We start from the raw sequence: 13,227 nt of genomic DNA, 5'->3' as shown, positions 1-13,227 counted from the left end.
GTCCGCGTAGCCCCTTGAGATATCCGGCGAGCGCGGCGGTGACGGCGGCGACGACGAGCAGCTGCTTGCGCATGTGCGCGGTGCCGGGCGCCTCGCGGCAGGCCGGTTACCCGGCCTGCCGCCCTGTGACTACTGCTCTTCCGGGTTGTACGGGGTGCCGTCCTGCCGGTAGAAGGAGACGCCGTCGGGGGCGTCCGCCGGCAGGCTCTCGGCCCACTCCTGCAGGCTCTGCTGGTCCGCGACCTTCTTCAGGTGCGCCGACATGTAGGGGCGCAGCGGCACCTCGGGGGTGGCCTTCTCGCCGACCCACATCAGGTCGCCCTTGACGTAGCCGTACAGGCGCTTGCCGCCGGTGTACGGGCCGGAGACCTCGGTCCGCGCGACCGCGTCCGTGGCCAGGTCGATCTGCGGCTTCTTGTCGGCGAGCTCGCCGTACCAGACCTCGGCGACGCCGGAGTCGCGGGTCATGACGACCTCGACCTTGCGGTCCGCGTCGATGCGCCAGAAGCCGCTCTCGGTCTCCAGCGGGCGGACCATCTTGCCCTCGGCGTCGAGCACCCAGGTGTGCGAGACGTACTCCAGGAAGTCGCGGCCGTCGTGCGTGAAGACGACCTCCTGCCCGAAGTTGCACTTCTCGGCGCCGGGGAAGTCGGCGACGCCCGCGCCCTCCCACTTGCCGAGGAGGAAGACCAGGGGTGCGACGGCCGGATTGAGGTCGGACGGAATCTCGATCATGGACTCAGGCGATCTGTAGGAGTACGGGGACGGGTGCGGGCTGCGGTCAGCGCTGGCCCTGGTAGAGCTTCTTCCAGGTCAGCCCGGTGAAGGCCAGAACGCCGACGGCGACCAGTACCAGCAGGGTGGTGAAGAATGCCTCAAGCACGAGCGCGCTCCTCGGTCGGAGTGAGGGTGTGACGGACCGGGACCGAGTCTAGTCGGCCGTCCGGAGGGCGGCGCTGTGAGGTGGATCGTCCCGTCAGGTCGGGGGCCGGGGCACCCGTACAGTGATCGCATGGCGAAGAAGCTGGTGCTCAAGGTGACGGCGGGCGCGGATGCGCCGGAGCGGTGTTCGCAGGCGTTCACGGTGGCGGCCGTGGCGGTGGCCAGCGGCGTCGAGGTGTCGCTGTGGCTGACGGGCGAGTCGTCCTGGTTCGCGCTGCCGGGGCGTGCGGCGGAGTTCGAGCTGCCGCACGCGGCGCCGCTGCCGGACCTGATCGACGGGATCAGGGCGGGCGGCGGCTTGATCACGGTGTGCACGCAGTGCGCGGCGCGCCGCGGGATCGAGGAGAAGGACCTGATCGAGGGCGCGCGCATCGCGGGCGCGCAGGTCTTCGTCAGCGAGGCCATGGCCGACGGGGTGCAGGCGCTCGTCTACTGACCGCGCGAGCGCGCGAGCGGTCACTTCTTGCCGTCGAGCTCGTCCCACCACTCGTCGGATTTCGGGTCGCCGGACGGGTCGTCCCACCAGCGGTCATCCGGGCCCCGGCGGTTGGCGACGATGGCCGCCACCGGGGGGATGACCATGGCGAAGAGGCACATGCCGACGGCCGCGGGGACGGACCACAGCCGCACCACGGCCCACGCCAGGACGAAGAGGCCGATGCAGGTGCCCATCATGGCGAAGTAGACGTGTCGTCGCCGTGCGTACACACCTTTACGGTACGACCGCGCGGCGTGCAGCGCGAAGGGCCGCAACCCCACCAACAAGGCGTCCAACCCCGGGGTGCGGCCCTTCGGCCGTTCTGTGCCGGACTGCGCCGCCGTCAGACGGCGATGGCGACGTCCGTCAGTCCGCCCTGCTGGGCGACGACCTTGCGGTCGGCGCTCGCGCCGGGGACGAGTGCGCGCACCGTCCAGGTGCCCGCAGCCGCGTAGAAGCGGAACTGCCCGGTGGCGGACGTGGGCACCTCGGCGGTGAACTCGCCGGTGCTGTCCAGCAGCCGCACGTAGCCGGTGACGGGCTGGCCGTCGCGGGTCACCGAGCCCTGGATGGTCGTCTCACCGGGCTTGGCGGTCGCCGCGTCGGGCCCGCCGGCCTTTGCTCCACACATGAGAGGGTTCCTTAACTGTCGCGGTCGGTGGGTCAGTTGGCGCCGAGCTCGATCGGCACGCCCACGAGGGAGCCGTACTCGGTCCACGAGCCGTCGTAGTTGCGCACGTTCGGCTGTCCCAGCAGCTCGTGCAGCACGAACCACGTGTGCGCCGAGCGCTCACCGATCCGGCAGTAGGCGATGGTGTCCTTCGACAGGTCCACGCCGGCGCCCTCGTAGAGGGCCTTGAGGTCCTCGTCGGACTTGAACGTGCCGTCGTCGTTGGCCGACTTCGACCAGGGGATGTTGCGGGCGCTCGGCACGTGGCCGGGGCGCTGCGACTGCTCCTGGGGGAGGTGGGCCGGGGCGAGCAGCTTGCCGCTGAACTCGTCGGGGGAGCGGACGTCGACCAGGTTGAGGGTGTCGATCGCCGCCAGCACGTCGTCGCGGAAGGCGCGGATCGAGGTGTCCTGCGGCTTGGCCCTGTACTCGGTGCGGGCCCGCTTGGGCACCTCGGCGACCAGGTCGCGGGAGTCGAGCTCCCACTTCTTGCGGCCGCCGTCGAGGAGCTTCACGTCCTGGTGGCCGTAGAGCTTGAAGTACCAGTAGGCGTACGCCGCGAACCAGTTGTTGTTGCCGCCGTAGAGGACGACGGTGTCGTCGCCCGCGATGCCCTTCTCCGACAGGAGCTTCTCGAAGCCCGCCTGGTCGACGAAGTCGCGGCGGACCGGGTCCTGGAGGTCGGACTTCCAGTCGATGCGGACGGCGGTCTTGATGTGGTTCTTGTCGTAGGCCGAGGTGTCCTCGTCGACCTCGACGATGATGGTCTTGGGGTCGCCTGCGTCGATGCGGGCCTGCACCCAGTCGGCGTCCACCAGGACGTCACTGCGGCTCATGCTGTTCTCCTCCGGGGCAGTTGCGGATGTGCGCCGGGCGCGTGCGGAGCGCACGGCGGTGGGGCGGGAGGCGGCCGGAGCGGCCGAAGGGGAACGGGCTGTGTTACGGGCCGTCCCCGTCAGACACGGCGACACAGCATGGCGGCAACGCGGCAAAGGTCGACTGCCCGCCGCTTTGTCAGATCCGCCTGTCGCTTCATGCGACCGATCGTAGGGACGGTGGGGGAGCCGTGTCACCGATGTGTCGAATGGTGAGACGAGATATTCCGGGATGTGGGATGGAGAGTGCTCCCGAGGGTGCCCCGGACCTCTTCGCGACCCCTTCGCGACCCCTTCGCGACCCCTTCGCGGGGCCGGAGCGCGGCGGATTTTCGCCTTTACGGACGCGTCCGTCTCGCAGAACGGACAGGCCCGCCGCCCGGCGGGCTGCCCGTCCGGCCGCTCAGCCCGCCAGATTGACGTCCGAGCCGGTCAGCGTGATGTCCACGCCGTCCGGCTTGGCCACGACCTTGTCGAGCTTGATGCCCTTGGGCAGGCCGCTGATCTGCCGGTCGAAGTCCGTCTTCTCGCGGACCTTCTGCTCCAGGCCCGGAATGCCCTGCGCGGGCACCTCGTCCGCGTGCACCCGGATGGTGTTGCCGCCCACGACGGTCACGGTCGACACCACGCTGCGCTGGATGGGCTGGCCCATCAGCAGGACCTTGCCGGTCACCTTGACCCGGTTGCCGGCGGAGTTGTCCTTGCCGCCGTAGGCCACCGTGATGCCCGGGTCGGCAGCCTTGCTCAGGTCCTCGTAGGAGAGGTGCGCGGTGCCGCTGGCGCGGTTGGCGACCGCCGAGGAGAAGCTGCTGTCGATGCGGACGCCGTGCAGCTGGGCGTCGAAGCTCGAAACGTGGACCGAGCGGTCGCCGGTGCCCGCGGTGATGCCGTCGAGCTTGATGTCCACCTCGTCGAGGCGGTTGTCGGCGATCTGGGTCAGGAACGGGAAGCCCTTGATCGAGACGTCGGGCGTGCCGGCCAGTCCCTGGCTGGCGCGGATCTTCTCCGCGGCCTTGTTCTCCGCGAAGTAGACCGCCGCGCGGTCGGCGGCCACGAACAGCCCCGCCAGCACCACGGCGACGATCAGGGTTATCCGTATTCCTCGCATCGGCTTTCGATCCCCCAGGTCTCGGTAGGCCCCCCGGCATTTTCCAGCGAGCCTAACCGGACCGGTCACGGAAGCGGGGAGGCGCTCGGGTAACCGGTCCGTACCGATTGCGATCAGGTCAGCCGAGCACCCTGCCCAGCACGTACACGGCGGGAGCCGCCAGCGTCAGCGGCAGCGCCACACCCGCCGTCATGTGGACGAAACGGGACGGATAGTCATAGCTCGCCACCCGCAGCCCGATCAGGGCGCAGACACCGGCCGCCAGGCCCAGCAGCGCCGCCGACGGGCCGAGCCCGGTCAGCTGTCCGCCCGCGACGCCCGCGCCGGCGGCCGCGGCCAGCGCGACGATCGGTGCGGCGAACGACGGCAGCGGCAGGGCGCGGGCGAGCGCGGCCGCCGCGACCGACAGCGCACCGACGACGACCGCGTCCGAGTCCGAGGCCAGATGCCCGGCCGCGACGACCGTCAGGGCCGTCGAGGCGGTCGCCGACGTCAGCCCGTACAGCCGCTCGTCCGGCGACGCGTGGCTGCGCAGCTGCAGCACGATGACCAGCAGCAGCCACACCCCGAGCGTGCCCAGCAGCACGGTCGGCGCCTTCGCCGTGTCCGTGACGAGCAGCCCCGCGTCGGCGACCACGCCGCCGAGGAACGCCAGCGCGATGCCCTGCCGGGCCGGCCACATGCCGTTCAGCCGGAACCAGCCCGCCGCCGTCACCGCCTGGAGCAGCAGCACCGGCACGGCCAGCACGGGCCGCGCCACGGGCGCGGCGACCGCCAGCAGCACCGCGAGCACCGCCGTCACCAGCGCCGGGCGCAGGCCCGGCGAGAGGATCTGCGGCCGGCCTTCGGCCTTCGCCTTCTCGGCGGCCGTCATCGGCTGCGCGGCGGGCACCTCGGCCGCGACCGGCTCCGGGGCGGAGACCACCTCGGACACCGCCACCGGCAGCGGGGCGGCCACCGGCTCGTACGCCTCCTGGGGCTGCTGCGCCCAGGAGGGCGCGCCCTGGCCGCTGTTCTGCTGCCAGCCGGCGTCCCAGTCTGCAGAGTCCACCGGGGGGACGGCCGCCGCCTGAGGGGTCCGGGCCTCGGCCGAGGGGGCCTGCGGCTGCTGCCAGGTCTGCGTGTCCCAGGTCTGGGTCTGCCAGGTCTGGGTCTGCGGGTCCGGGTCCGCCGGGTAGTCGTGCTGCGGCCAGGCCGCGGGCGTCTGCGGCTGCTGGGGCGCGTGCGGCTGGTAGGGCTCGTACCCGTAGTCGTACGAGGCCTGTGCCGGGGGCTGCCGGCCATCCGTGTGGGGGGCGTATTCCCCCGGCGCGCCATACGGTTCGTACGGCGCGTACGGCTCGTAGGGGTTGTGCTGCTGCTGATTGCGGTGGTGCTGATCGCTCATGGTGTCGGGGTCACCCTCCTGCGAAGGGCGGGAGCACCTCGACCGTGCCGCCCTCGGCCAGTTGGACCGTCGAGTGGTCGCGCGTGCCGACGGGGTCGCCGTCGACGAGGTAGGAGCTGCGCGAGAGCACCCGCGCGAACTCCGGCTCGCCGGTGTGCCGCTGCCGGGCCGCCGCCAGGGCGTCCGCCAGCGTCCGCGCAGCGTACGGTTCCTCGGCCGTGCCCGCGGCTGCCTTCGCCGCGGCCCAGTACCGGATGGTGCCGGCCGGCGGAGCCTGCGGCTCCGGCCCGTCCTGCGGCGCCGTCCGGGCCGTGTGTGTCGTCGCCACGGCGACCCCTTTCCTTCTTCTGCCGCCTCCCATGATGACGGGTGCGGGACGGGCCGCGGCCCCCAGCCGTTAAACCACGGGCCTGTCGCGGCACTGCTCGCATAGGCTGCCTGTGTGTTGGTACGACTTCTGCGGGCGTATGTGCGGCCCTACTCCAGAGCGATCGGGCTGGTCGTGCTTCTTCAGCTCGTTCAGACGCTCGCCACCCTCTATCTCCCCACCCTCAACGCGGACATCATCGACAAGGGCGTCGTCAACGGCGACACCGGTTACATCCTGGGCACCGGCGGCGTGATGATCGCCATCACCCTCGCCCAGATCGTCTGCGCGATCGGCGCCGTCTACTACGGCGCCCGGACGGCCATGGCGATCGGCCGAGACCTGCGTGCGGCGGTCTTCGACCGGGTGCAGTCCTTCTCCTCGCGTGAGGTGAGCCACTTCGGCGCCCCCTCGCTGATCACGCGCACCACCAACGACGTCCAGCAAGTGCAGATGCTGGCGCTGATGACCTTCACGATGATGGTCGCGGCGCCCATCATGTGCGTCGGCGGCATCGTGATGGCGCTCAACAAGGACGTGCCGCTGTCGGCCCTGCTGCTGGTCATCGTGCCGGTGCTCGGGGTCATGGTGTCCCTGATCGTGCGGAGTCTGCGCCCGCTCTTCCGCGGCATGCAGGAGCGCATCGACACCGTCAACCGCGTGCTGCGCGAGCAGATCACCGGCATCCGGGTCATCCGCGCCTTCGTGCGCGACCGGCACGAGCGCGAGCGGTTCAAGGGGGCCAACACCGAGCTCTTCGACGTGGCCGTGCGCACCGGCCGGCTGATGTCGACGATGTTCCCGCTGGTCATGCTGATCGTGAACGTCTCCAGCGTGGCGGTGGTCTGGTTCGGCGGACACCGCATCGACGGCGGCCACATGCAGATCGGCGCGATGACCGCGTTCCTGAGCTACCTGATGTACATCTTCATGTCGATCATGATGGCGACGTTCATGGTCATGATGCTGCCGCGCGCCGAGGTCTGCGCCGAGCGCATCCAGGAGGTGCTCGCCACCGAATCCAGCGTCGTCCCGCCCGCCGCGCCCGTCACCGAGCTGCGCGGCCGGGGCCACTTGGAGCTGCGCGCGGTGGAGTTCCGCTTCCCCGGCGCCGAGGAGCCGGTGCTCAAGGACGTGTCCCTGGTGGCCCGCCCCGGCGAGGTCACGGCCGTCATCGGCTCCACCGGCAGCGGCAAGTCCACGCTGCTGGGCCTGATCCCCCGGCTGTCCGACGCCACCGCGGGCACGGTGCTCGTGGACGGCGTCGACGTCCGGGAGCTCGACGCGGAGGTGATGGCCCGTGCGGTGGGCCTCGTACCGCAGAAGCCCTACCTCTTCTCCGGGACCGTCGCCTCGAACCTTCGCTACGGGCACCCCGACGCGAGCGACGAGGAGCTCTGGCAGGCGCTGGAGACCGCGCAGGCCAAGGACTTCGTCGAGGCGATGGACCAGGGCCTCGACGCGCCGATCGCGCAGGGCGGCTCCAATGTCTCCGGCGGGCAGCGCCAGCGCCTGGCGATCGCCCGCGCCCTGGTGCGCAAGCCCGAGATCTACCTCTTCGACGACTCCTTCTCCGCGCTCGACTACGCCACCGACGCCCGGCTGCGGGCCGCGCTGGCCCGGGAGACCGGGGACGCCACCGTCCTCATCGTCGCCCAGCGCGTGTCGACCATCCGGGACGCCGACCGCATCGTGGTCCTCGACGAGGGCCGCGTCGTCGGCACCGGCACCCACACCGAGCTGATGGCGTCGAACGAGACCTACCGGGAGATCGTGCTCTCCCAGCTGACCGAGGAGGAGGCGGCGTGACGTCCCCGCACAAGCCCGCCGGCCAGGGCGCCGCGCAGCGCAGGGGACCGGCTCCGGCGGTCGGCCCCGCGCGTTTCATGGGCGGACAGCCCATGGAGAAGTCCATGAACTTCGGCCCGTCCGGCCGCAGACTGCTCTCCCAGCTCCGCCCCGAGCGGGCGATCATCGCGCTGGCGCTGATACTCGGCATATCCAGCGTTGCGCTGATGTCCGTGGGCCCCAAGATCCTCGGCCACGCCACCGACCTGATCTTCAATGGCTTCATCGGCCGGCAGATGCCCGCCGGGACGACGAAGGCCCAGGCCCTTGAGGGGCTGCGGCACCAGGGCAAGGGCAAGATCGCCGATGTGCTCTCCGGCATGGACTTCACCCCCGGGCAGGGCATCGACTTCGACGCCGTCGGCACCGTGCTGCTGTGGGTGCTGCTGATCTACGTGGCCGCGTCCGTCTTCGGCCTCGTCCAGGCGCGGCTGGCCACCCTGGTCGTCCAGCGGTCCGTCTTCCGGCTGCGCGAGCAGGTCGAGGAGAAGCTGGGACGGCTGCCGCTGTCCTACTTCGACAAGCAGCAGCGCGGCGAGGTCCTCTCCCGCGCCACCAACGACATCGACAACATCGCCCAGACGCTGCAGCAGACCCTGAGCCAGATCATCACCTCGCTGCTGACGATCGTCGGCGTGCTGGCCATGATGTTCTGGATCTCCTGGCTGCTGGCCCTGGTGGCGCTGGTGACCGTGCCCGTCTCGGTGATCGTCGCGACCCGCGTCGGCAAGAAGGCGCAGCCGCAGTTCGTCGCCCAGTGGAAGTCCACCGGCAAGCTCAACGCCCACATCGAGGAGATGTACACGGGGCACGCGCTGGTGAAGGTCTTCGGCCGTCAGAAGGAGTCCGCCGAAACCTTCCGCAAGGAGAACGACGAGCTGTACGCCGCGGGCTTCAAGGCCCAGTTCATCTCCGGCATCATCCAGCCCGCCATGATGTTCATCGGCAACCTCAACTACGTCCTGGTGGCCGTGGTGGGCGGCCTGCGGGTGGCGAGCGGCTCGCTCTCCATCGGCGACGTACAGGCCTTCGTGCAGTACTCGCGCCAGTTCAGCCAGCCGTTGACGCAGGTGGCGTCCATGGCGAACCTGGTCCAGTCGGGCGTCGCCTCGGCCGAGCGGGTCTTCGAGCTGCTGGACGCGGAGGAGCAGTCGCCGGACGCGGCGGACGCGGTGCGCCCCGAGCGGGTGCGCGGCCAGGTCTCCTTCGAGAAGGTCGCCTTCCGCTACGAGCCGGACAAGCCCCTCATCGAGGACCTGACCCTGACGGTGCGGCCCGGCCAGACCGTGGCCATCGTCGGCCCGACCGGCGCCGGCAAGACCACGCTGGTCAACCTGCTGATGCGGTTCTACGAGACCGACGGCGGCCGGATCACCCTGGACGGCGTGGACATCGCCGCCATGTCCCGGGAGGAGCTGCGCTCCCACATCGGCATGGTCCTCCAGGACACCTGGCTCTTCGGCGGCACCATCGCGGACAACATCGCCTACGGCGCCCCCGAGGGCACCTCGATGGACAAGATCGTGGAGGCGGCGAAGGCCACCCACGTCGACCGCTTCGTGCGGACCCTGCCCGAGGGCTACGACACGGTGATCGACGACGAGGGCGCGGGCGTCAGCGTCGGCGAGAAGCAGCTGATCACCATCGCCCGGGCGTTCCTCGCCGAGCCCGAGATCCTGGTCCTCGACGAGGCGACGAGCTCGGTCGACACCCGTACGGAGGTGCTGATCCAGCACGCGATGGCGCAGCTGCGGACGGGCCGGACCAGCTTTGTGATCGCCCACCGCCTCTCCACGATCCGGGACGCGGACCTGATCCTGGTGATGGAGTCGGGGCGGATCGTGGAGCAGGGCACGCACGAGTCGCTGCTGGCGGCGGAGGGGGCGTACGCCCGCTTGTACGCGGCCCAGTTCGCGCAGCCGGTGGCCGAAGCGTAGCGATTCGGTGCCCTTCTGCCGCCCCGGACCGGCGTCCGGGGCGGCAGACTGGTCCCTACGGACGGAAGGTGGCCGCAGGGTGGCCGCCGGCCGTCAAGAGCGCGGTGCGATGACCACTCGAAGTGATCGACGAAACACAAGCTCGTGCAAAGTCGTCCGCACCTCGGGAAGTCTCGTGGGTTATTCTGCTGGGCAGAGAGGATCCGGGCAGAGTAGCCCCCGGGTCCTTTTGTGCATTCGGGCATACGTCCTCGCAGGGACCGAGGAGGAACCGACGTAATGGACGAGCGAAGCGCACGACCCAGTCAGAACCGAACGACGACCGAGGCGGGTGGCGGCCGATGAGTTCTCTGCTGCTCCTGACCAACGCGCTCCAGCCGTCGACCGAAGTGCTGCCTGCCCTCGGGCTGCTCCTGCACAGCGTGCGGGTGGCCCCCGCGGAGGGCCCGGCCCTCGTGGACACCCCGGGCGCCGACGTCATACTGATCGACGGCCGCCGGGACCTGCCGCACATCCGCAGCCTCTGCCAGCTGCTGCGCTCCACCGGCCCCGGGTGCCCCCTGCTCCTGGTGGTCACCGAGGGCGGTCTGGCGGCCGTCACCGCCGACTGGGGCGTCGACGACGTCCTGCTCGACACCGCGGGCCCCGCGGAGGTCGAGGCGCGGCTGCGGCTGGCCATGGGCCGCCAGCAGATCAGCGTGGACGACAGCCCCATGGAGATCCGCAGCGGCGACCTCTCCGTGGACGAGGCGACCTACAGCGCCAAGCTCAAGGGCCGGGTCCTGGACCTGACCTTCAAGGAGTTCGAGCTGCTGAAATACCTCGCCCAGCACCCGGGCCGGGTCTTCACCCGGGCCCAGCTGCTCCAGGAGGTCTGGGGCTACGACTACTTCGGCGGCACGCGCACGGTCGACGTCCATGTGCGGCGGCTGCGCGCCAAGCTCGGCCCCGAGCACGAGTCCTTGATCGGCACCGTGCGCAACGTGGGCTACCGCTTCGTGGTGCCGGAGAAGCCGGAGCGCGGGGCGGAGAAGCCGGAGCGCGCGGAGGAGTCCACTGCCAAGGGGGCCGGCACCGCGCCCCGGACGGAGCGGACAGGGCATGTCGAAGCAGTCGGAAAGGTCACGGAATCCAAGGTCGCGCGCCCGGTGAAGCGGTAGGTGGACCCGCGTAGACTGCCGCCCGTGGCCAAGGTGACGCGGGACGATGTGGCGAGACTTGCGGGGACGTCGACCGCGGTCGTCAGCTACGTCATCAACAATGGACCGCGCCCGGTGGCACCGGCGACGCGGGAGAGAGTGCTGGCCGCGATCAAGGAGCTGGGGTACCGGCCGGACCGGGTCGCCCAGGCGATGGCTTCGCGACGGACGGACCTGATAGGCCTGATCGTCCCGGACGCCCGCCAGCCCTTCTTCGCGGAGATGGCGCACGCGGTCGAGCGGGCGGCGGCGGAGCGCGGCAAGATGGTGCTCGTCGGCAACTCCGACTATCTCGACGAGCGCGAAGTGCACTACCTTCGCGCCTTTTTGGGCATGCGCGTCTCGGGCCTGATCCTGATCAGCCAGGGCCCCAGTGAGCACGCGGCCACCGAGATCGACGCCTGGGACGCGCGCGTGGTGCTGATGCACCGGCGGCCCGACGCCATAGACGACGTCGCGGTGGTCACGGACGACATCGGCGGCGCCCAGCTCGCCACCCGGCACCTGCTCGAGCACGGCCACCGCTACGTGGCCTGCCTCGGCGGCACGGAGGAGACCCCGGCCATCGGCGACCCGGTCACCGACCACGTCGAGGGCTGGCGGCGGGCCATGCGCGAGGCGGGCAAGTCGCTGGAGGGCCGGCTCTTCCCCGCGCCGTACAACCGCTACGACGCCTACAAGGTGGCGCTGGAGCTGCTGTCCGGCCCCGACCGGCCGCCCGCCATCATCTGCGCCACGGACGACCAGGCCATCGGTGTGCTGCGGGCCGCCCGCGAGCTGCGCATCGACGTGCCGGGGGAGCTGGCCGTGGCCGGCTTCGACGACGTCAAGGAGGCGGCGCTCACCGATCCGCCGCTGACCACGGTCGCCTCCGACCGGGAGGCGATGGCCCGCTCGGCGGTCGATCTGGTGCTGGACGACGGGCTGCGGGTCGCGGGTTCGCGCCGGGAGCGGCTCAAGCAGTTCCCGTCCCGGCTGGTGATCCGCCGGTCCTGCGGCTGCGGCGACTGAGCACCGGGCGGGGCCGCCCGTCGGCGGCCGCCCTTCCTGCCGGGCAGGCACTTATACCGGGCATACAGGCTTCTGCCGGGCTTCTCAGGACGCACTCAGACTGTTCTCATCTGGGCGGAGCAAAGTTTCGTACATGACCGAGAACCCGCGCCGCGACGGCGACCAGCAGCCCGACCCGCAGCACCCGTACGGCCACGGTTACGTCTACCCCGCGCCCCCGGCGCAGCCGCCGCAGCAGCCGGTCACCACGGCGAGCGGCGTGACGGTGTGGCCGGGAGCGCACGGCGGGGGTTCCGGCGCGGGCGGGCACCACGGCGGGCACGCCTCCTTCGACGGCTCCGCGCCTGCCCCCGAGCCGCACGCCGGCGCGCACGCCGCGCCCCGCGCCCGCAGGCCCGTCGCCCTGCTCGCCGCCTGCGCGCTCGTCGCCGCCCTCGCCGGCGGCGGGGCCGCGGCCCTCGTCGGCGAGCTGACCAGCGGCTCGCAGGACAGCAGCCAGTCCGCGCCCGCGCTGAACGCCTCCTCCAAGAGCAGCGGCGTCGCCGCGGTCGCCCAGGCCGTCAGCCCCAGCATCGTGGAGATCAAGGCGGCCACCGGCTCCGGCCAGTCCACCGGCTCCGGCGTGATCATCACCGGGGACGGCGAGGTCGTCACCAACAACCACGTCGTCTCCGGTGCCGACACCGTCCAGGTCGGCCTCAGCGACGGCACCAGCAAGACCGCCAAGGTCGTCGGCACCGACCCCGCCAAGGACCTCGCCCTCATCAAGATCCAGGACGCCAAGGGCCTCAAGGCCGCCGCCCTCGGCGACTCCGGCAAGCTCCGCGTCGGTGACGACGTCGTCGCCATCGGCTCGCCCGAAGGCCTCACCGGCACCGTCACCAGCGGCATCGTCTCCGCCCTCAACCGCGACGTCACCGTCGCCAAGGAGCCGGGCCAGAGCCAGCAGCAGCGCCGCGGCGGCGGCCCCCAGTGGCCCTTCGAGTTCGGCGGCAACCAGTACAACGGCGACACCGGCTCCTCCAAGACCACCTACAAGGCCATCCAGACCGACGCCTCGCTCAACCCCGGCAACTCCGGCGGCGCCCTGATCGACATGAGCGGCCGGATCATCGGCATCAACTCCGCGATGTACGCCTCCGGTTCCGGCTCCGGCTCCGGCGACTCGGCCGGCAGCGTCGGCCTCGGCTTCGCCATCCCCGTCAACACGGTCAAGGCCGACCTCGGCAAGCTGCGCTCGGGCGGCAGCGGCGACTGACCCCGCGCCGCGCGGACGTACGGCCGAGGGGCGCGCGAGCGTACGGCCAAGGGCGCGCGGCACACGGCGCCGGCATGCGAGGCTGAAACCCGGCCGCACCACCGGCCCGCGCCGCCCCCAATGCCACCGCCTACGCCACCGCCACTG

14 protein-coding genes are annotated in these 13,227 nt (G+C 71.1%); 6 read left to right on the top strand and 8 right to left on the bottom strand.

The annotated features are described in order from the left end of the window. Window positions 1-129: 129 nt before the first annotated feature. Complete coding sequence (locus tag FHS39_RS05105; protein ID WP_184346507.1) at window positions 130-735, bottom strand: heme-binding beta-barrel domain-containing protein; 606 nt, start codon at window positions 733-735, stop codon at window positions 130-132. 277 nt (window positions 736-1,012) lie between these two features. Between FHS39_RS05105 and FHS39_RS05100 the strand changes: the two genes are divergently transcribed. After that, window positions 1,013-1,378, top strand: coding sequence for a DsrE family protein (locus FHS39_RS05100; protein ID WP_184346506.1), 366 nt, complete (start codon window positions 1,013-1,015; stop codon window positions 1,376-1,378). 20 nt (window positions 1,379-1,398) lie between these two features. On the opposite strand, the gene FHS39_RS05095 is transcribed toward FHS39_RS05100, so the two are convergent. From FHS39_RS05095 to FHS39_RS05070, 7 genes are all read right to left on the bottom strand, one after another. Continuing rightward, window positions 1,399-1,695 (bottom strand): DUF3099 domain-containing protein, encoded by a 297-nt coding sequence (locus tag FHS39_RS05095; RefSeq protein ID WP_184346778.1) that lies wholly within the window; start codon window positions 1,693-1,695, stop codon window positions 1,399-1,401. A 68-nt stretch (window positions 1,696-1,763) separates the two neighbouring features. Then, a complete protein-coding gene (locus FHS39_RS05090) occupies window positions 1,764-2,051 on the bottom strand; it encodes a DUF1416 domain-containing protein (protein ID WP_184346505.1) in 288 nt (95 codons plus the stop codon). Window positions 2,052-2,083: 32 nt separating this feature from the next. Further along, entirely contained in the window at window positions 2,084-2,926 is an 843-nt protein-coding gene (locus FHS39_RS05085; RefSeq protein ID WP_184346504.1) for a sulfurtransferase, read from the bottom strand. A gap of 119 nt (window positions 2,927-3,045) precedes the next feature. Next, entirely contained in the window at window positions 3,046-3,126 is an 81-nt protein-coding gene (locus FHS39_RS25970; RefSeq protein ID WP_356454418.1) for a putative leader peptide, read from the bottom strand. 242 nt (window positions 3,127-3,368) lie between these two features. Further along, window positions 3,369-4,073 (bottom strand): LmeA family phospholipid-binding protein, encoded by a 705-nt coding sequence (locus tag FHS39_RS05080; RefSeq protein ID WP_184346503.1) that lies wholly within the window; start codon window positions 4,071-4,073, stop codon window positions 3,369-3,371. A 118-nt stretch (window positions 4,074-4,191) separates the two neighbouring features. After that, window positions 4,192-5,460 (bottom strand): hypothetical protein, encoded by a 1,269-nt coding sequence (locus tag FHS39_RS05075; protein ID WP_184346502.1) that lies wholly within the window; start codon window positions 5,458-5,460, stop codon window positions 4,192-4,194. Window positions 5,461-5,470: 10 nt separating this feature from the next. After that, on the bottom strand, window positions 5,471-5,788 hold the full coding sequence (locus tag FHS39_RS05070) for a MoaD/ThiS family protein (RefSeq protein ID WP_343069358.1): 318 nt from the start codon (window positions 5,786-5,788) through the stop codon (window positions 5,471-5,473). Window positions 5,789-5,902: 114 nt separating this feature from the next. On the opposite strand from FHS39_RS05070, the gene FHS39_RS05065 reads away from it, so the two are divergent. The 5 genes from FHS39_RS05065 to FHS39_RS25665 all read left to right on the top strand — a co-directional run bounded on the left by FHS39_RS05065 (window position 5,903) and on the right by FHS39_RS25665 (window position 13,080). Further along, window positions 5,903-7,636, top strand: coding sequence for an ABC transporter transmembrane domain-containing protein (locus tag FHS39_RS05065; protein WP_184346501.1), 1,734 nt, complete (start codon window positions 5,903-5,905; stop codon window positions 7,634-7,636). A 77-nt stretch (window positions 7,637-7,713) separates the two neighbouring features. Next, window positions 7,714-9,612, top strand: coding sequence for an ABC transporter ATP-binding protein (locus tag FHS39_RS05060; protein WP_184346774.1), 1,899 nt, complete (start codon window positions 7,714-7,716; stop codon window positions 9,610-9,612). A gap of 341 nt (window positions 9,613-9,953) precedes the next feature. Beyond that, window positions 9,954-10,772, top strand: a complete 819-nt coding sequence (locus FHS39_RS05055) for a response regulator transcription factor (RefSeq protein ID WP_246469822.1) — start codon at window positions 9,954-9,956, stop codon at window positions 10,770-10,772. 24 nt (window positions 10,773-10,796) lie between these two features. Next, window positions 10,797-11,822: a substrate-binding domain-containing protein gene (locus FHS39_RS05050; RefSeq protein ID WP_184346500.1), complete on the top strand. Its 1,026-nt coding sequence runs from the start codon at window positions 10,797-10,799 to the stop codon at window positions 11,820-11,822. A gap of 133 nt (window positions 11,823-11,955) precedes the next feature. After that, a complete protein-coding gene (locus FHS39_RS25665) occupies window positions 11,956-13,080 on the top strand; it encodes a S1C family serine protease (protein ID WP_184346499.1) in 1,125 nt (374 codons plus the stop codon). Window positions 13,081-13,227 lie beyond the last annotated feature (147 nt).

The sequence above is a fragment of the Streptomyces olivoverticillatus genome, from assembly GCF_014203555.1.
Taxonomy (GTDB): Bacteria; Actinomycetota; Actinomycetes; order Streptomycetales; family Streptomycetaceae; genus Streptomyces; species Streptomyces olivoverticillatus.
The sequence above is the reverse complement of the archived record's forward strand: the minus strand, read 5'-3'. Positions and strand labels throughout refer to the sequence as shown.